A 19,186-nucleotide genomic window follows, 5' to 3' on the forward strand; every position below is an offset into this window, starting at 1 on the left:
AGGATTCTAAACGCACTAAGCCTGTTGTGGTGCTACTTTAATTCAGCAATCTCGCGCAAGGCGGCAACCACCGTGCGGGTGGGCACGCCGGTGCCCATCTTTGGGGTGTATCCATAAGCGCCCGTGGTGTTGAAGGAAGGGCCTGCCACGTCGATATGAGCCCATTCGATTCCCTCGCCCACGAAGTGCTGGAGGTAGGTGCCGGCGTATTCCATGCCGCCCTCACGCTTGGCGTTGATATTGCGGATATCGGCGCTGGCGGACTTCACGGATTCCTCGTGTTCCTCTAGCAAAGGCATGGCCCATGCCTTCTCGCCCACCTCGCGGCCAATCTCGGCCATGCGATCGCGGAATTCTTCCGAGCCCATCACGCCGGCGGTGCGCTCACCCAGGGCGACCATCTGGGCGCCGGTCAAGGTAGCGGTTTCGATGAGGTAATCGGGGTTGTCTTCGCTGGCGCGCGCAATGGCGTCGGCAAGCACGAGGCGGCCCTCCGCGTCAGTGTTGAGAACCTCGGAGGTAATGCCGCCGTAGTGGGTGATGACGTCACCCGGGCGGGTGGCATCGCTGCCCGGCATGTTTTCCGCCAGTGGCAGGGTAGCGGTGATGCCCACCTTGAGGTTCAGCTTTGCCGCAGCGATGATGGCTGCGGCCATGGCAGCGGAACCGCCCATGTCAGAAATCATGTCCCACATCTTGGCGCCCGGCTTCAGGGAAATACCGCCGGTATCAAAGGTAATGCCCTTGCCTACTAGGGCGACGTGGCGCTTGGCCTTCTTCGGCTTCCAGCTCAAGCGCACCAAGCGCGGCGGACGTGCGGACCCACGGCCGACGGCCATGATGCCGCCAAAGCCCTGCTTTTCCAGTGCCTTTTCATCCAAGACCTCTACCTCAAGGCCGGCCTCTGCCGCTTGGGCAGACAGGAACGCCGCGTAGGTTTCTGGATAGAGCAGATTGGAAGGGGTATTGACTAGGTCGCGGGCGATGAGGACGGATTCGGCGGTAATCTTGGCGCTGTCGAATTCCTCTTGTGCGGACTTCTCCGCCACCACGGTGTAAGTGGTGGTCTCCGCGGCCGACTCAGAGCGCAGGCCAGAGTACTTATAGCCGCCGAGGATGAGGCCTTCTACCACTGGGGCGACGCCAAAATCGCCTAGCGAGGTGGCTACGGCCCCCACCTTGGTGATGGAACGTGCGGCCTGGCCCGCAGCGCGGCGCAGCGTCTCATCGTCTACTTCTTCCGCATCGCCCAAGCCAACGGCGATGATGGAGGCCACGCCCGCCTTGGCCGGAGCCGGCACGCGCGTGACCTCACCGGCCTTGCCAGAGGCCCCTACGGCCACCAGTGCTTCATAGGTGGAGCGCAGCGCCACACCCCCAAGCAGATCGGTGCCTGGCAGCTCGAGGCCGCCTTCGCCCTCGAAAGCGGCGATAAGTAGAGCTTCCGCCTTCTTAGGAACCTTCTTTCCCAGCTTTACCTGGGGAAAGTGGCCGCGTGCTGGTAGATCGGACTGTGCCATTGTCTCCTCCTTTATGGAAAGGCTTATCAATCTTCCCTCCACTGTACCGCTCGGCGATGAACTTATTCCTGCCTCGCTATAGATAAAGGGGTAGATTGTGGGCATGCTTGATTACACGATTACTCGTACCGATAACCCCACGTCCGCGGAAGACTTGAGCGACATCCTCGCCAACCCCGGCTTTGGCAAGCACTTTACAGACCACATGGTCACCATTGACTGGACCGAAGAAAAGGGGTGGCACAATGCTCAGGTGCGCCCGTACGGTCCGATGAGTATGGACCCGGCCAGCAACGTATTCCATTATGGCCAGGCGATCTTTGAAGGCATCAAGGCTTACCGACAGCCGGATGGTTCTATCGCTACTTTCCGGCCGGACCACAATGCGCAGCGCTTAATCAACTCCGCTGAGCGCCTGGCTATGCCGGAGCTTCCGCAGGAGGAGTTTATTGAGTCCCTGCGCCAATTGGTTGAGGTGGATCAGGACTGGGTACCAGAAGCCGGCGGGGAAGAAGCGCTGTACCTGCGCCCCTTTATGATCTCCACCGAAGTCTCCTTGGGAGTTCACCCGGCCAATTCCTACCGCTACGTGCTCATTGCCTCCCCAGCGGGTTCCTACTTCAGCGGCGGAATCAAGCCGGTTTCGGTGTGGCTATCCACTGACTACGTGCGCGCAGCCCCTGGCGGCACCGGCGCGGCCAAGTTTGCGGGCAACTATGCAGGCTCGCTCTTGGCGCAGGCCCAGGCAGATGAAAAGGGGTGTGACCAGGTTGTCTGGTTGGATGCCATTGAGCGCCGCTACATCGAGGAGATGGGCGGAATGAACCTGATGTTTGTGTATGGCTCTGGTGATAGCGCGGAGATTGTTACACCAGAACTATCGGGCTCCTTGCTGCCCGGCATTACCCGCGAATCCCTATTGCAGGTAGCACAGGATGTGGGCTACAAGGTCACCGAGCGCCGCATTACCACCGAAGAGTGGCAGCGCGATGCCGAATCCGGCGCGATGTCAGAGGCCTTTGCTTGTGGCACTGCCGCGGTTATTACGCCGGTGGGTCACGTGTTGGGAGACTCTGCCGACTTCCAGGTCAATGGCAATGAAGCGGGGGAGATCACCATGGCCCTGCGCGAGCGCCTCACCGGAATCCAGCGCGGCGCAGTGGAGGATACCCACGGTTGGCTCCATACCCTAGTGAAGTAACCCCCGCTTAGGCGTCCGCGGCGATCTCCACTCCGGTGAGCAGCAGTGGCAGCGCCGCGAGGGCGCCGAGCGCAGGTTGTGGCTCCATTCCCAGCTTAAGCAGGGGGTGGAGCCCTAGCTTTTCCAGTGCCAACTTGTGCGCAGGGGCAGTGGATAGGGAGGTGGCGAAGAGCCAGTCTTTCACACCGGGATTATCGCGCTCGGCAAGGAGCGCGGCGGTGGCGGTCAAGGGGGCGTCGATAAGCAGGGGCGTACGGCGCTCCGCGGCCCGGGTAATGAACCCCACCGTGGCTGCTAGTACGGTGGACTGGCACGATTCAACCAGCTCCATGCCTTCGAGGTTGCGGGCGCGGAACATGGCGTCCCGGATAGCGCAAACCTCGCGCTTCCAGTCTTCCACGCTGCGCTGCTTGCCGACGATCACTACCGGCTCCGTCTGCGTCATCGTTGCCATTACCACGGCCGGAACTCGGGCGAGCTCTTCGCCGCCGGGAATGAGTAGGTCAGCCCCGGCATCAATTTCCGCATCCGCTGTTGCGGCTCCAAGGCTGTAGGCCTGGGAATAATCCGTCACGGTGACTACATTCAGCCCGGCCTCGGCTCGACGCGCGGCGGTCTCAGCGGCCGAAAGCGAGGTCTCTTGATCCGCGAAAATTACGGCGCGCACGCGCTGCGGCTCGTGGGCAGGTGCCGCGCCTTGGCAAGCAGCCAGCCATTGAGCGGCGTCGGTCAGGCGCCCCCAAGGGGCGAGCTGTGCGTCCTGTGCGGTATGTGCCTGCTTATCGGGCTGCGGAATGGCCATGAGTAGTCCCCCTAAACGTCAGCGCCGAGCTCCACGCGGGGGCGCGGGATGCGCCACTTGCGCGGCTGGCTGGCGCGAGAATACGCATAAAAACCAAGGCTAAAGCCGGCTTCGGTCGTGCCAGGGAACTTGGCGCGCACGGCATTATTGCAGCGGCGGGCCAAAATGACGCCCTCGATGGCGAAGATCACGAGGATAACCATCGCTACCGCGTTGATGATTGTTGCAATGCTGGGTACCGCGTAGGTCAAGAACATGACCACGATGAGCACCAAGGCCATCGGCATGACCCAGTTGCTCAGGCTGCGGCGGGCATCCACCCAATCGCGCACATAGGCGCGCACTTCACCCTGGTCGCGAGCGGGCAGGAAGCGCGGATCGCCTTCTGCCATGCGGGCCTGCTGCTCGCGGTTTGCCTGCTGGCGCTCCTGGCGCTCCTTTTTCTTATATTCCTTCCACTCGTCCTTGCTCATGGACTTCTTCATGTCCTTGCGGTGCTGGTAGCGCTGCGCATCGGACATACCATGGGGATCGCGCTTTACGCCGCGCGCAATCTCTTGCTCTGAGCGCTTTGGTGTAGGACGACCCTTCGGTGGGGTATAGCCCTTGCGCTGGGGCTCTTCCTGAACTTCGGCCTGAGCCTTGGCTTGAACAGGAGCAGGCTCAGTGGAGGTCTTGTCATCTTTTTGCCACGGGAGTTTCACGCTCCTCACACTACAAGGTTTAGGTGTGAATAGGGGAATAGGCCCGGCCCAGATGGTGTTGAAGGGATGGGCTACCTTTTCCCACCTGAACTAACCGGGTAGGGTAGTGGCAACGAATCCAATACTTATTGAGGAGAAGTGATGACCGCTCCAGCTTCCGCAACCGGCGTCATTCTGACTGAAGCAGCAGCCGCAAAGGCAAAGGCGCTGCTTGATCAGGAAGGCCGCGACGATCTCTCCCTGCGCATTGCCGTCCAGCCTGGTGGCTGCGCTGGCTTGCGCTACCAGCTCTACTTTGATGACCGCACCTTGGATGGTGACAAGGTTGACCAGGTAGGCGGCGTAAACCTCGTTGTGGACAAGATGTCCGTTCCCTACCTGACCGGTGCCAAGATTGACTTCGCTGACACCATCGAGTCCCAGGGTTTCACCATTGATAACCCGAATGCCACTGGCTCTTGCGCTTGTGGCGATTCCTTCAACTAAATAGAAGGACAGAAAAGAGGGTGGGTGCCACTGGCACCCACCCTCTTTATGTGTGTGGAAGGCTCTTAGAGCTTGACTGGGTAGTCGCGCTGCTCGATCTGCGGATCGATGCGCCTTTCCACAAAGATGCCGTGCCAGATCATAAAGGACAGCACGGTCCACAAGCGGCGGGAGTGATCGGAAACGCCATCTCGGTGCTCCTTGAGCATCTCGAGAACTTCCTTCTTATTGAAGATGTCCTCGGTCTGGGATTCATTGATGGTGTCCTGGGCCCAGCCATAAAGCTCATCGCCGGCCAGCCAGTGGCGCATCGGTACTGGGAAACCCAGCTTCTTGCGGTGCAGAACATGCGCCGGGACGATCTGCTCCATGGCCTTGCGCAGGGCGTATTTGGTGGTGCCGTGCGAGATCTTCAGGTCATAAGGGATGGACTCGGCAACCTTGAAGACTTCCTTGTCCAAGAATGGCACGCGCAGCTCCAGCGAGTTGGCCATATTGATCTTATCGGCCTTGACCAAGATGTCACCGCGCATCCAAGTGAATAGATCCAAGTGCTGCATGCGGGCAACCGGATCAAAATCCTCGGACTGGGCGTAGATGGGAGCGGTAACCTCGCGGTGGTCCCATTCGCGCTTTGCCCACGGGATAACGCGCTGCATCTGCTCAAAGTTAAAGGAACGAGCGTTGCCGTAGTAGCGCTCTTCCATCGTCATCGAGCCGCGATTAAGCAGCGACTTGCCCTTCATGCCCTCGGGCAGAACCTGGGAGAGCTTGCCCAGACCGCGGCGCAGTGGGGACGGGATCCTTTCAAACGGGGCAAGGGACAGTGGTTCCTTGTAGATGGTGTAGCCGCCAAAGAGCTCGTCTGCGCCCTCGCCGGAAAGAACTACCTTGACGTGTTTGCGGGCCTCCTGCGCCACAAAGTACAGCGGGACCAGCGAGGGATCAGCCACCGGATTGTCCAGGTACCACATGATCTTCGGGATGGACTCGGCGTATTCTTCAGGGGAAACAATCTTGACGATGTGCTCTACACCAATAGCTTCCGCGGACTCTGCCGCGACATCGACCTCAGAATAGCCCTCGCGCTCGAAGCCGGTGGTAAAGGTCAGTAGATCTGGGTTGTGGCGCTTGGCCAGGGTGGCAATAGCGGTGGAGTCAATGCCGCCAGATAGGAAGGAACCCACGGTGACGTCGGCACGCATGTGCTTAGCGACGGAATCTTCCAGCGCCTCTGCAATGCGGTTAAATAGCTGCTGCTCTTCGCCTTGCTTTACCTGTTGCACAGGGAAACGGGGCTTGAAGTAGCGCTCGGAGACGACATCTTCGCCCGGGCGAAGAGTGACAGTGCAGCCGGATTCAACGCGGCGAATATTCGCGTGGAGGGATTCTGGCTCCGGGACGTACTGCAGGTCGACGTAGTGCTCAATGGCGCGTCGGTCAAGGTTGAGCTCTAGACCAATCTCGTCTGCCATTTCAAGGATGCACTTCATTTCGGAAGCGAAGACGGTTCCTGCTGGGGTGGTGGCGTAATACAGTGGCTTGATGCCAAATTGGTCACGAGCAGCAAACATCGTCTTGGTGTGGGTATCCCAGATGACGATGCCAAACATGCCGCGCAGGTGGTTGACTACGTCCTTGCCCCAGTGGTGGTAGCCCACCACGATGGGCTCGCCATCACCCTCGGTGTGGAAGGTGTAGCCGAGGCCTTTGAGCTCCTCGCGTAGCTCTACGTAGTTGTAGATTTCGCCGTTAAACGTCATGGCGTAGCGGTCGGGTTGGTCCTCCGGACCCCAGCGGAGGGGCTGGTGGGAATGCTCCAGGTCGATAATGGACAGACGATTGAAGCCGAACGCGGCATCGCCGTCATGCCACGTGCCGGCCGCATCTGGGCCGCGGTGGCGCATGCAGGGCAGGGAACGTTCCAGCGCGTCAACGTACTTATCTACGTTGCCTGTGGCGGCGAGCATGCCAAGAAGTCCGCACATGTAAAGATTGCTCCTTATATATAAGCGTCTATTGCTAGTCACCCACTTTACGGCTAGAGAGCGTGAAACCAGAACACGCCACGGCTTAAGGAAACCTGCCGACTGCCTTGGAATTAGCTTCCCCGATAGGGGTGCGAACTTTCGGATGATGGTTCCACGATGTCCCTGTGAATTGTCACACACGCAGTCTATGGCTACTGGGGGTGCGGTTGGAACATTGTGCAGGTGGGGCGGTAACCTACCGGAAAGGGAATATGAAATGAGCGCACTAGGTGCCCTTTTGTGCCTTTAAACAGGCTGGGAATCTGGCAATTATCCTCTATTCTGATTGGGTAAGAGTGCTCTGTGAGTATTCGAGAAGTTTTGTGTGGACAGAAAGGCAGAACACACGTGGGACAGCGTAATAAGCGCACCTTTGCCCGTAAGGCGGGCGTAGCTGGCGCACTTGCCCTGGGTGGACTCGCTCTGGCAGGTTGTGACGTTCAGGCGCCAACTGCTGTAGAGAACCTCCTGGGATTCGGTTGGCCGAAGGGCATTACCCCTGAGGCGGAGGCCATGTACAACTTCTGGATTTGGGTCTGGGTTGCCGCATGGATCGTTGGTTTTATTATGTGGGGCCTGTTCCTCACTGCAATCTTCCGCTGGAGCGCGAAGAAGGCAAAGAAGGACGGCAAGGGCGAGTTCCCGCGCCAGATTCAGTACAACGTTCCGCTGGAGATGGTTCTGACCATCGTCCCGATCCTTATCATCATGGGCTTGTTCTTCTTCACTGTTCAGACTCAGCAGAAGGTTACCGCCTTGGATAAGGATCCGAAGGTTGTCGTCGACGTCACCGCGTTCCAGTGGAACTGGAAGTTCGGTTATGCCGAGAACCATGTCAATGGTGAGAACTACGACGGTGCCGATAAGGAGCGTCAGGCTGAGGCAGAGAAGACCGCTCACGACCCTGAAGGTGTGGACAACCCGAACCCAATCCACGGCAAGTCCATGGGCGATCTTTCCTACCTGAACTACAATAAGATTGAGACCGTCGGTACCACCGAAGAGGTTCCGGTTCTGGTTCTTCCTTCCGATACCGCGATTGAATTCCGTCTCGCTTCGGGCGACGTGTCCCACGCATTCTGGGTACCGGAGTTCTTGTTCAAGCGTGACGTCTACGCACACCCTGAGGCAAACGCTCAGGAGCGTAGCTTCCAGGTAGAAAAGATTGAGAAGCAGGGCGCATTCGTTGGCCGTTGTGCTGAGATGTGCGGTACCTACCACTCGATGATGAACTTTGAAATCCGCGTTGTCTCTCCGGAGGACTTCAACACCTACCTGAAGTTCCGCGAGGACAACCCAGAAGCCACCAACGCGGAAGCTCTGGAAGAAATCGGCCAGGACCCATATGCGGTAACCACCCACCCGTTCTCCGGTGAGCGTGATACCGCTAAGGGCGACAACTACGTGAACACCGCGGCATAAGAGATAAGGACACAACACAATGCGTGCAACATCGAAAGTCTTTTACTCAATCGCGACGTACCTTCTTGTCTCGCTGATTGTCTACATCTTCGGCGTCACCTTCGTTAAGGATGACGGCTACCTCTACGGTGCCGAGTGGGTCGGCATCGTGGGAATGTTCCTCGCCTTCCTGCTGTGCATGATGCTAGGTGCCTACCTCCACTTCACTGATGACCGTAGTGACGTCCTGCCAGAAGATTGGGAAGAAGCGGAAACCGAAGATGCTACCGGTATCTTGGGCTTCTTCTCCCCAAGCTCCATCTGGCCGCTGGCCATGGCCGGTGCAATCGGCATCCTTGGCTTGGGTGTCATCTTCCTTTACTTCTGGCTGATTGCCCTCGGCGCTGTCTGCCTCATCGCGGCCTGCACCGGCCTGTCCCTGCAGTACGGCCTACCGAAGGAAAAACACTAATTCCTCGATGTAAAGGAATCCCTGCCTAAAACTTCTCCGCCCTCCTAGCCATCATGGCTAGGAGGGCTTTGGCGATCCAGCGTCGTTCGCGCCGTCAGAAAGTTCCCGAAAGTTCCAAAAAGATTTACCGGTGGGGGAGGGGTAACTGACTATTCCGCATGTACGCGATAGCGTTTCTTCGGCATTCTGCCACGTAGGAGTAGCTTTTTGCGGGGGTCGTTCGAAAGTTGTAAAGCTGGCCGTTTAGGGGGTTCGTGAAATGTGATTTATCTCTCGAAACAACGGGGCCTGGCGCACGGATTGGTGTATCGATAAGCGGGGACGTCGGGCGTCTGGGACAATTCGGAAATTCAGGGCGGGGCCCGACGTGTGGCGTCACCTGCATCAATGGGGCGTCGTAAAGCAGGGCGAAAAGTTCCCGATTGGAAAAATAAAGTTTTTCACGTATTCGCGCTGAACGTTTACTGGATAAAGCATCAAAAACGAATAGAGATAACGGGGGGAATCGAGGTGACTTCAGCGCTCGGAACAGCCATAATAGCCACTGTGACGAGCGTAGTTTCTAACCAAGGTATGACAGCACCACGTGCTGCCTCACTGAACCGACCCAATATGGTCAGTGTGGGCACCATCGTGTTCCTGTCTCAGGAATTGATGTTCTTTGCCGGACTGTTCGCGATGTGGTTTACCTCGCGAGCAAACGGTCAGGAAGGCGATTGGGCGGAGCACACCGCTCATATCAACCTGCCCATGGGTTTCCTCATTACGGCAGTGCTGATTTCTTCTTCTGTGACCTCGCAGTTCGGTGTGTTTGCCGCAGAAAGGGGTGACGTTTACAAGCTTCGACTCTGGTACACCGTGACGCTAGTACTGGGCGTTGTGTTCCTGGGCATCATGGCGTTCGAGTGGACCGAGTTGATTCACGCAGGTGTGACTATCCAGGCCAGCGTCTTTGGCTCGGTGTTCTACATCATCACCGGCTTCCACGCTGCGCACGTGACCGCGGGTTTGATTTCTTTTGCAATCATTCTCGCGCGCGTTGCTAAGTCCAAGTTCACGCCGGCACAGGCGACCGCAGCAATGGCAGTGTCCTACTACTGGCACTTCGTTGACGTTGTGTGGATCGGCGTTTTCACCGTTATTTACTTGGTCCAGTAGCACTGGCCAAGATCCCCAAACAGTCCTCCCGTGTTCGAGTTATCTAAAGGAAAATGATGGATAACAATTCGCAGTCCGTGGCAGTGGAGCAGACCACTGCGGCGGCTAAGAAGACCCGCCGTCGCCGCAAGGCGAAGCGCACCCTTGCCGGTGGCTTCGCTTTGGCGATTGGCCTGTCCGGTGCGGGCGTCCTGGCTTCTGCCTTGACCCCGGACGCACAGGTCGCCACGGCGGAAAAAGATGACCAAGCCCTCGTCCAAGAGGGTAAGGACATCTATGACACCGCTTGTATCACCTGCCACGGTGCCAATCTGCAGGGCATCGAAGGTCGTGGTCCGTCCCTCGTTGGTATCGGTGCTGGTTCCGTGTACTTCCAGGTGCACTCCGGCCGTATGCCGATGATGTCTAACGACGCACAGGCAGAGCGCAAGGCTCCCCGCTACACCGAGCAGCAGACTCTGGCCTTGGCTGCATATGTTGCAGCCAACGGTGGCGGCCCTGACATTGTCTACAACGACGACGGAAGCGTTGCCCAGGAATCCCTGCGTGGTGCTAACTACAATGGCGAAATCCAGGCGGAAGACGTAGCGAAGGGCTCCGAGCTCTTCCGCATGAACTGCGCCTCCTGCCACAACTTCACCGGCCAAGGCGGCGCGCTGTCCTCCGGTAAGTTCGCGCCGGAGCTCGCTCCGGCAAGCGAGCAGGAAATCTACCAGGCAATGCTGACCGGCCCGCAGAACATGCCTAAGTTCTCTGACCGCCAGCTGACCGCAGATGAGAAGAAGGACATCATTGCTTACCTCAAGTCTGCAAAGGAAACTCCTTCCCCAGCAGGTTGGGACCTTGGTGCTCTCGGCCCAGTAGCGGAAGGCCTGGCAATGTGGATTATCGGCATTAGCGCCCTGTGCGCTGCCGCTATGTGGATTGGATCGCGCTCATGAGCAATGTGAAGAAGAATTACACTAACGCTGAGCTCGACAAGATGAGCAACGATGAACTCGCTGCTCTTGGTACCGAGCTCGACGACGTCACCGTTGCGTTCCGCAAGGAGCGATTCCCAGTCGAAGGTGACCCGGCTGAAAAGCGCGCTGGACGTAACGTTGCTATCTGGTTGTTCCTGTCCGTCATCGGCGGCCTCGGGTTCCTCGGCGTTTATCTGTTCTGGCCGTGGCAGTACAAGCAGCTAGGGGAGGAGGGCCACATTTGGCACACTCTCTACACCCCTCTGCTGGGTATTACTGCAGCCCTCGCAATTTGCGGCTTGGGCATCGCCATCGTTCAGTACGTTAAGAAGATTCTCCCAGAGGAGATTTCCGTTCAGCGTCGCCACGACGGTCCCTCCGAAGAGGTTGACCGCCGTACCCTGACCGCCCTTCTGAACGATTCTTGGAAGACCTCGACCCTGGGTCGCCGCAAGACCGTTCAGGGTCTGTTGGGCGGCGCCGGCGTTCTGTTCGGTCTTACCGTGATTGCTCCGCTCGGCGGCGCAATTAAGAACCCTTGGAAGGTTCGCCACAACATGAACTACGCCGGCGACGGCACCCTGTGGACCTCCGGTTGGACCCTGCACGACGAAGGCGTCAAGCTCTACTTGGCCCGCGACACCGGTACTATCGCCGAGAAGCACTCTGGTGAAACTGGTGAGCACTACAGCACCAAGGGCGTAACCCGCCTAGTTCGTGTGCGCCCGGAGGACCTGGCGGCAGGCGGTATGGAAACCGTCTTCCCGCTGGCAGAAGAAGACGTCAACGATGGCGACAAGTACGATGCCGAGCGCGATGTCTACGAGCACCACATGCACTCGATTCACGGCAACCGCAATGCGGTCATGCTGATTCGCCTGCGTCACAACGACGCCCAGAAGGCAATCGAGCGCGAAGGTCAAGAAGACTTCCACCACGGCGATTACTACGCCTACTCCAAGATCTGTACCCACATCGGTTGCCCGACCTCTCTGTACGAGGCTCAGACCAACCGAATCCTGTGCCCGTGCCACCAGTCGCAGTTCGACGCTTTGCAGTACGGAAAGCCGGTCTTCGGTCCTGCTGCTCGTGCACTGCCACAGCTGCCTATCACGGTGGATGACGAGGGCTACCTCGTAGCACAGGGCAACTTCATTGAGCCTGTCGGCCCGGCATTCTGGGAGCGTAAGTCATAATGAGCAATAAACTCGCCCAAATGGGCAACAATATGGATGAGCGCTATAGCGCCGCCGGCGTGCTGAGGACTCAGCTGAACAAGGTCTTCCCGACCCACTGGTCCTTCATGCTTGGTGAGATGGCGCTATACAGCTTCATCATTCTTGTACTGACCGGTATCTACCTGGCGCTGTTCTTCGACCCGTCCATCACCAAGGTCATTTACGACGGCACCTACGCACCGCTTAATGGTGTAGAAATGTCCCGCGCATACGCCACCGCGCTGGATATCTCCTTTGAAGTTCGTGGTGGCTTGTTCGTGCGCCAAATGCACCACTGGGCAGCTCTGCTGTTCATGATGTCCATGGTTGCGCACATGCTGCGTATCTTCTTCACCGGCGCATTCCGTCGTCCGCGTGAAGCAAACTGGATTATCGGTTGCGCACTTATCCTACTGGGCATGATCGAGGGCTTCCTTGGTTACTCCCTGCCGGATGACCTGCTTTCCGGTGTTGGTCTGCGAATCATGTCCGCCATTATCCTGGGCCTGCCGATTATCGGCACCTGGCTGCACTGGGCAATCTTTAGCGGTGACTTCCCGTCTGACCTGATGCTGGATCGTTTCTACATCCTGCACGTTCTGGTTATTCCGGGCATCATCCTTGGCCTGATTGCAGCCCACCTGATTATGGTTTGGTTCCAGAAGCACACCCAGTTCCCTGGACCGGGCCGTGCAGAGAATAACGTGGTTGGCGTCCGCATTATGCCGGTCTTCGCCACCAAGGCTATTGGTATGGGCATGATGGTGGCTGGCGTACTGGCGCTGATGTCTGGTCTGCTAACCATCAACGCCATCTGGACGCTTGGACCTTATAACCCATCCCAGGTTTCCGCTGGTTCCCAGCCAGATATCTACATGCTGTGGACTGATGGTGTTGCCCGTGTCATGCCGGCATGGGAGCTGTACATCGGCAACTACACCATTCCTTCCGCGTTCTGGGTAGCTTTGCTGTGTGGTCTCATGGTTGTCCTACTTATGGCGTACCCGTTCTTGGAGAAGAAGTTCACCGGTGACGATGCACACCACAACCTGCTGCAGCGTCCGCGCGATGTTCCTACCCGCTCCGCTATCGGCGCGGCTGCCATCGTGTTCTTCCTGCTGGTTACCCTGTCCGGTGGTAACGACCACGTGGCACACTTCTTCCAGATTTCGCTGAACGCTATGACCTGGGTTGGTCGTATCGGCCTCATCGTGCTACCTCCGATTGCGTACTTCATGACCTACCGCATTTGCGTTGGTCTGCAGCGCTCCGACCGCGAGGTACTGGAGCACGGTATTGAAACCGGCGTTATCAAGCAGATGCCGAATGGTGCCTTCATTGAGGTTCACCAGCCGCTCGGCCCAGTTGATGCCGAAGGCCACCCGGTTCCGCTCGAGTACGCAGGCGCTCAGGTACCGAAGCAGCTGAACCACCTCGGACTCGCTGATTCCGAGACGCAGGGCACCTTCAGCCCTGATGATTCGGCACTCATGCACCGAGTTCACGAAATTCACTCGGATAACCGCGACGAGGAAGCGGAGATGTTCCGCCGCCTCAATGAGGCTAACCGCCGTGAGGACGAGGAAAACGGCCGCATCTAACCGCTTTTCCTGAGGATTACTCGAAACGCGCTCACAGACCCGCCCTGCTCCTGTTGAAGGAGTCCGGGCGGGTCTTGCGTATATACGGATTGATTCCGAACCTAGTCCTTATTTTTCTGGCTGCTCCAAGAGCTGTTGAAAAAATCCGTTGCGTGTCTGTCAGTCTTTATGAATCTTGAAGGATCTGAAGAACTGCTGCTGAAGCTTGTTGTGCAGTCGGTTTAGTGCGCGGTCTGGTGCGCGTATTGTCGGTGGTTAGTGGTTTGCTCGTGCTTTACAGCACCAAGGGGCCTAGTGCGTGGGCTCAGGGAGGTGTGAATGCCCGAAAGGTTTTATTGCCTGGAAGCACGCTGCACTCGTCGATTGAGCGACTTAGGGGGCGTCGGAAAGCGGTTTAGCTAGAACCACCATAAGGAAGGGTGCCGAAGCGGGGCGTGGTTGGGATGAAAGCTAGTTTCTAGGCGTGCGGTAAAAGGAGTGAATTGGTGGGGGAGAAGGGGCCGCTAAAATACTCTAGTGTTGAAAGTCACAATTTAGAATTCTCTTAATTGTTGAGGTTTTTCCTAGCGAGGGTGCACCTTTGTCGGGCGACAGTCGTCCGACTTTATTTGTGCAGCTTGTGGCCATAAGTGTTTTAATTCCGGTGAGCGATTTCTTCTATGTGGGGGTTAAATCTCGGCGAGGTCAACGGAAGGTAACGAAGCGATAACAAACGTTATTTTGGTGTCGCGAATGGACATTGCTTGTGATGATTTCGTAACCTATTCGAGACATTGAGTTACCGCCCGAAAGGTGCTCAATCTAAACAGAAGAATTACAGCGCCGCATCTGGCCCCTCCTACTGAGGGGCCGAGTGGAGGAAATCCTAAAGGAACGGATTCCCAACGAACGCTAGTCCCCCAGGGTCAGAGCTTCCTTTACAAGGGAGTAGGCGCGCAGGAAGATTTGGAGTTTTACTCATGGCACAGCACCGTCGTCAGGGCATGAAGAACACCCGTCGCATCGCATCTACTGCAGCACTGGCTGCAACCGCAGCAGTCGTCGCACCGGGCGTCGCACAGGCAGCAGAGGTCGTCGTACCTAATACCGACTACCGCTTTGAGGTAGCAGGTCTGGAAAACGTCCCGAACATTGACCAGGTGCCGAACATTGACCGCTACGTTCCGTCCCTGGGTCAGGTTTCTAACCAGCAGAACACCAACTACGCAGCAGCTGGCCACAAGCAGGCCGCTCCGGCACAGCAGACCGTTGGCCAGAAGGCACTGGCAGCAGCCCGCTCCGTCATCGGTTCTCCGTACGTATACGGCGCCGCTGGCCCGAACGCTTTCGACTGCTCCGGTCTGACCAGCTGGGCATACGCTCAGGCTGGCAAGGAGATCCCGCGTACCTCTCAGGCACAGGCTGCCGCCGGTACCCCGGTATCCCTGGATCAGCTGCAGCCGGGTGACATCATCGCTTACTACGGTGGCGCTTCCCACGTTGGTATCTACACCGGCCACGGCACCATCATCGACGCCCTTAACTCCGGCGTGCCGGTTCAGGAGCGCGACCTGAACTACATGCCGATTCACTCCGCAGTTCGCTTCTAAGAAGCGGCGGATCTTGCCCTCCCCTTCGCGGGGAGGGCTTTGTCGTGCATCAGGGGGTAAAACCCGCTATAGTTAGTATGATTTTTAAAATTTTCTTAGTCTAAGGGTCCTTACGTGTCTAAACGAGTACTTCCTGCAGCTGCACTTGCAGCGGCTCTTGCTGTTACGTCGGTTTCTGGGATTTCGCAGGTTGTTGCGCAGGAGGCCGTTCCCCAACAGGAGAGTGCCACCGAAAATGTAGACGCCTTGGTGGAGCGCGTAGGAGAAGTTGCGCGCAAAGTGTCTGCCAAGAACGAAGAGGTAAAAGAGCTCGAGGTCAAGCTTGAGGAGAAGCAGGCTGAGGTTGCTGAATCCGAGCAGGCCGCCGCTGAGGCGCAGCTGCGTGCGGACGATGCGAAGGGGGATGTTTCCACCCAGCAGGACCGTGTCAATGGCATCGCACAGTCGCGCTACCGCGGTGATTCCCGTTCGGCAGTGTCTGGAGCTTTGGCTGCAGAAGATCCTTCCGATGCCGTAGAGCGCATGGGCTACCTCGGAGCATTATCCCGACAGGCCCAGCGCACCCTCGATGCCAAGGCTAATGCCGCTTCCACGGCGGAAGAGGAAAAGCATAAGGCTGCCGACGTCGCCGCGAAGGTGCGCGAGGAAAAGAAGGCGCTGGAAGTGCAGCGCGAGGAGCTTCTCAAGGAGAAGGAGGAGCTGGAAAAGCAGCAAAAGGACATCGAAAAGCAGGTGGACGCTCTCGATGAACAGCAGCGCGAGGCCTGGGAAGGTCAATTCGGCGGATCTGATAAGCCGGATATGGATCTGGGTGAGGTAGCTGATGGTGCTGCCTCGGCTGCCTTGTCGAAGCTGGGCGCCCCATATGGCTGGGGTGCGGCTGGACCCGATCAGTTCGACTGTTCTGGATTGATGTTCTGGGCGTATCAGCAGATTGGTAAGTCCATTCCGCGTACGTCGCAGGCTCAGATTGCAGGTGGCACATCGGTACCGTTGGAAGACCTACAGCCGGGCGATATCGTGGGCTATTACCCGGGAGTAACTCACGTGGGCATGTACATCGGTAATGGCCAGGTAGTCCATGCCTCTACCTATGGCGTGCCTGTTCAGGTGGTACCGCTAAAGTCCATGCCGATTACCGGAACGGCGCGGTACTAAGTGGCCCGCGTTCTACTGGTAACTAATGACTTTCCACCCAAGATTGGCGGGATTCAGTCTTACCTGCGCGATTTCGTAGCAACCTTAGATCCGCGCGATGTCGTGGTCTTTGCCTCTACCCAGGAATCGCCGGCGGAATTCGATGCCGCGGTGGACTACAAGGTTATCCGCTGGCCTCGCCGCGTGATGTTGCCGACGCCCACCACGGTGCGTCGGATGCAGGAGATTATCCGCGCAGAAAATATTGACATCGTCTGGTTTGGTGCAGCCGCGCCCCTTGCTTTGATGGGCAAGGCCGCAAAAGAGGCGGGCGCCACCCGTGTGGTAGCTACGACGCACGGGCACGAAGTGGGGTGGTCGATGGTGCCCGTGGCTCGGCAGTGCCTGCGCCGCATTGGTGACCATGCTGACGTGATTACCTATATCTCCGACTACACCCTGCGTCGGTTGCGTCGACCATTTGGACCGAATCCGCGCTGGGAGCACCTGCCTTCCGGAGTGAGCGTGGAAGGCCTTTCTCCAGCCACGCCGGAGCAACGCGCAGCGGCAAAAACCGAGTTTGGAGTCGAAGGGCCGACCATCGTCTGCATTTCGCGGTTCGTTCCACGCAAGGGGCAGGATCAGCTTCTACGTGCTATGCCTCTAGTGCGTGAAGAATTTCCGGATGCGCAGCTCTTGCTCATCGGGCGCGGACGCTACCGCGCGGCTTTAGAACAGTTGGCGGAAATCTACTGTCCAGACGCAGTGATTCAGGAAGCGGAAAGCATTGAGACTGCATTGCATGCAGCGGATGTATTTGCCATGCCGGCACGCACCCGTGGCGGTGGGCTAGACGTCGAGGGCTTGGGAATCGTGTATTTGGAGGCCCAAGCGTGCGGCCTGCCGGTTGTCGCTGGAGACTCCGGTGGTGCACCGGAGACGGTAACGGGGGAGACGGGGGTCGTCGTCAAGGGCGGGGCTGTGCCGGAACTAGCTGGAGCGTTGAAAGCTCTCTTGGCCGACCCGCAGCGTAGGCTTCGTATGGGGCAGGCGGGGCGTCGCCATGTGGAAGAGAATTGGACGTGGCGGATAATGGGGCAGCGATTGCGGCAGCTGATGTCTTGATGTGACCCTAACCCGGTTGTCGGTATATTCTGTTATGCATGCTTAAGAACAACTCCGCCGATCTGACTATCGGCTTCGACGTCGGTGGCACCAACGTGCGCGGCGGAGTGATCACTCGGGAGGGTGAGATTCTCGCGAGCCGCACGGTTCCTACTTGCATGGATGCCGAGCAGCTGGAAGCGGATATTGTGGGCATCGTCGATGAGCTGCGCTCTGACTATGAGGTAGACGCCGTTGGCCTCGCCTTGGCGGGATTTTTGGATCCTACGTGTGAGGTAGTGCGCTTCGCCCCGCACCTTCCCTGGCGGCACGCCAATGTCCGGGAATCGCTCTCGCAGAAGCTCGGTATACACGTGCGTTTGGAGCATGATGCCAATTCCGCCGCGTGGGGTGAGTGGCGCTTTGGTGCTGGCCGGGGTGCGGAGGATTGGGTTTTCTTTGCGGTAGGAACAGGGATCGGCGCCACGCTGATGACGCATGACACCATCTACCGCGGTGCGTTTGGTACTGCTCCAGAGTTTGGGCATATCGTGGTAGTCCCTAATGGCCGGCAGTGCTCCTGCGGCAAGCGCGGCTGCTTGGAACGCTATGCCTCTGGTACCGCGTTGCCGGATACCTGCGCTGATCTACGAGGAAGCTATGAGACTTCGCTGCCGGCTGATCCCACAGGCAAGGAAATTACCCAGGCGGCGCGGCGCGGAGATCCACTTGCCGTCGCGGTGATGGAAGATTTCAGCCGGTGGCTGGGCCAGGGCCTTTCCATTGTTGCTGATGTGTTGGATCCGGAGCTCATCGTTCTCGGAGGCGGCGTATCCCAAGATGCGGACCTCTACCTCGAGGGTGCCGCCCAAGCTATGGGACAGGACATTGTCGGGGCAGGGCATCGCCCCCTCGCACGTGTTGCCACCGCAGAATTAGGGTCGGCAGCGGGTATGATTGGCGTAGCCGATTTGGCCCGCAGCGGCCGTTAAAACTAACAAAGGACGACCTGGCGATGAAAAACAAGTGGTACTGGGCTTTTAAGCACATCTTCTTCGGACCCGCCCTGCGAGTATGGAATCGCCCGTGGAGCGAGGGCATCGAGAAAATCCCCGCTGAAGGGCCTGCGATTTTGGTGTCGAATCACCAGGCGGTTATGGATTCCTTCTTCTTTCCTTTGGTGTGTCCGCGCCAGATCACGTTTCCGGCTAAGTCGGAATACTTCACCACTCCGGGTCTTGTTGGTAGCCTGCAAAAGTGGTTCTTTACCGCGGTAGGCCAAGTCCCCATCGAGCGCGATAGTGAGGACGCTGGCGACGCCATTGTGGAAACCGCAGAAGGTATTTTGTCCCGCGGCGATCTCTTCGGTATCTATCCGGAAGGAACTCGTTCCCCAGATGGCCGTGTGTACAAGGGCCGTACCGGCATGGGGCGCATCGCCATGGAGACTAACCAGCCAGTATTTCCCATCGCGATGATCAATTCGCGTAAGGCCAATCCCATTGGCTCGTGGATCCCGCGCCCGTTTAAGGTCGGCGTGCGGGTAGGTGATCCTATCTGGCCGCATGACTGGGCCAAGGAGCGCGGCATGAATCCGGCCGAGCACGAGACTATCCGCGCCTTCACGGATTTTGTGATGCGCAATTTGGCCGAGCTGAGCGATAAGCCTTATGTTGATGTGTACGCCTCCGATGTGAAGGCTTCGCTCAAAGCCGGCCATGGTTACCCCGCCGGCGCTGAATACAAGGGGAGGTAATCACTATTCCCAAGGCCCGTTTAGCTTGGCCAGATACCGCTAAAGG

Annotated in this window: 17 protein-coding genes; 13 read left to right on the plus strand and 4 right to left on the minus strand. The window is 58.1% G+C overall.

Annotated features, from left to right (window positions below):
* Positions 1-32: 32 nt before the first annotated feature.
* Complete coding sequence (locus BKN05_RS02080; RefSeq protein WP_286687831.1) at positions 33-1,520, minus strand: leucyl aminopeptidase; 1,488 nt, start codon at positions 1,518-1,520, stop codon at positions 33-35.
* A 103-nt stretch (positions 1,521-1,623) separates the two neighbouring features.
* Here BKN05_RS02080 and BKN05_RS02085 point away from each other — a divergent pair, with 103 nt between their 5' ends.
* Positions 1,624-2,721, plus strand: a complete 1,098-nt coding sequence (locus BKN05_RS02085; protein WP_396334657.1) for a branched-chain amino acid aminotransferase — start codon at positions 1,624-1,626, stop codon at positions 2,719-2,721.
* 7 nt (positions 2,722-2,728) lie between these two features.
* Here BKN05_RS02085 and BKN05_RS02090 read toward each other — a convergent pair whose 3' ends face one another.
* Together BKN05_RS02090 and BKN05_RS02095 are read right to left on the minus strand one after the other, a co-directional pair.
* The gene (locus BKN05_RS02090; RefSeq protein ID WP_286687833.1) at positions 2,729-3,523 is read right to left on the minus strand and encodes a nicotinate-nucleotide--dimethylbenzimidazole phosphoribosyltransferase; all 795 of its coding nucleotides are present in this window, start codon (positions 3,521-3,523) and stop codon (positions 2,729-2,731) included.
* 11 nt (positions 3,524-3,534) lie between these two features.
* Positions 3,535-4,227, minus strand: a complete 693-nt coding sequence (locus BKN05_RS02095; protein WP_250412997.1) for a DUF3043 domain-containing protein — start codon at positions 4,225-4,227, stop codon at positions 3,535-3,537.
* Between the two features lie 141 nt (positions 4,228-4,368).
* Between BKN05_RS02095 and BKN05_RS02100 the strand changes: the two genes are divergently transcribed.
* Positions 4,369-4,713: a HesB/IscA family protein gene (locus BKN05_RS02100; RefSeq protein ID WP_005324455.1), complete on the plus strand. Its 345-nt coding sequence runs from the start codon at positions 4,369-4,371 to the stop codon at positions 4,711-4,713.
* A gap of 65 nt (positions 4,714-4,778) precedes the next feature.
* Here the strand turns inward: BKN05_RS02100 and asnB are convergent, their stop codons facing one another.
* Complete coding sequence (asnB, locus tag BKN05_RS02105) at positions 4,779-6,701, minus strand: asparagine synthase (glutamine-hydrolyzing) (protein WP_286687834.1); 1,923 nt, start codon at positions 6,699-6,701, stop codon at positions 4,779-4,781.
* Between the two features lie 390 nt (positions 6,702-7,091).
* On the opposite strand from asnB, the gene ctaC reads away from it, so the two are divergent.
* The 11 genes from ctaC to BKN05_RS02160 all read left to right on the plus strand — a co-directional run bounded on the left by ctaC (position 7,092) and on the right by BKN05_RS02160 (position 19,140).
* Positions 7,092-8,165 (plus strand): aa3-type cytochrome oxidase subunit II, encoded by a 1,074-nt coding sequence (ctaC, locus tag BKN05_RS02110; protein WP_005324460.1) that lies wholly within the window; start codon positions 7,092-7,094, stop codon positions 8,163-8,165.
* Between the two features lie 19 nt (positions 8,166-8,184).
* Positions 8,185-8,616, plus strand: coding sequence for an aa3-type cytochrome oxidase subunit IV (ctaF, locus tag BKN05_RS02115; RefSeq protein ID WP_286687835.1), 432 nt, complete (start codon positions 8,185-8,187; stop codon positions 8,614-8,616).
* 546 nt (positions 8,617-9,162) lie between these two features.
* Positions 9,163-9,774 (plus strand): aa3-type cytochrome oxidase subunit III, encoded by a 612-nt coding sequence (gene ctaE / locus BKN05_RS02120; RefSeq protein ID WP_431831072.1) that lies wholly within the window; start codon positions 9,163-9,165, stop codon positions 9,772-9,774.
* 53 nt (positions 9,775-9,827) lie between these two features.
* Positions 9,828-10,715 (plus strand): cytochrome bc1 complex diheme cytochrome c subunit, encoded by an 888-nt coding sequence (qcrC, locus tag BKN05_RS02125; RefSeq protein ID WP_284791536.1) that lies wholly within the window; start codon positions 9,828-9,830, stop codon positions 10,713-10,715.
* Complete coding sequence (gene qcrA, locus BKN05_RS02130; protein ID WP_049377671.1) at positions 10,712-11,932, plus strand: cytochrome bc1 complex Rieske iron-sulfur subunit; 1,221 nt, start codon at positions 10,712-10,714, stop codon at positions 11,930-11,932. The genes qcrC and qcrA overlap by 4 nt, the downstream gene beginning before the upstream one ends.
* A complete protein-coding gene (gene qcrB, locus BKN05_RS02135; RefSeq protein ID WP_049377670.1) occupies positions 11,932-13,554 on the plus strand; it encodes a cytochrome bc1 complex cytochrome b subunit in 1,623 nt (540 codons plus the stop codon). The genes qcrA and qcrB overlap by 1 nt, the downstream gene beginning before the upstream one ends.
* A gap of 959 nt (positions 13,555-14,513) precedes the next feature.
* Positions 14,514-15,143, plus strand: a complete 630-nt coding sequence (locus BKN05_RS02140; protein WP_286687836.1) for a C40 family peptidase — start codon at positions 14,514-14,516, stop codon at positions 15,141-15,143.
* 114 nt (positions 15,144-15,257) lie between these two features.
* The gene (locus BKN05_RS02145) at positions 15,258-16,301 is read left to right on the plus strand and encodes a C40 family peptidase (protein WP_284814828.1); all 1,044 of its coding nucleotides are present in this window, start codon (positions 15,258-15,260) and stop codon (positions 16,299-16,301) included.
* Positions 16,302-17,405, plus strand: a complete 1,104-nt coding sequence (locus BKN05_RS02150; RefSeq protein ID WP_286687837.1) for a glycosyltransferase family 4 protein — start codon at positions 16,302-16,304, stop codon at positions 17,403-17,405. It begins immediately after the preceding gene.
* 38 nt (positions 17,406-17,443) lie between these two features.
* The gene (locus tag BKN05_RS02155) at positions 17,444-18,376 is read left to right on the plus strand and encodes an ROK family protein (protein WP_286687838.1); all 933 of its coding nucleotides are present in this window, start codon (positions 17,444-17,446) and stop codon (positions 18,374-18,376) included.
* A 23-nt stretch (positions 18,377-18,399) separates the two neighbouring features.
* A complete protein-coding gene (locus BKN05_RS02160) occupies positions 18,400-19,140 on the plus strand; it encodes a lysophospholipid acyltransferase family protein (protein ID WP_286687839.1) in 741 nt (246 codons plus the stop codon).
* Positions 19,141-19,186: the final 46 nt, after the last annotated feature.

This window comes from Corynebacterium sp. S5S1, from assembly GCF_001913985.1.
Lineage (GTDB): Bacteria > Actinomycetota > Actinomycetes > Mycobacteriales > Mycobacteriaceae > Corynebacterium > Corynebacterium marquesiae.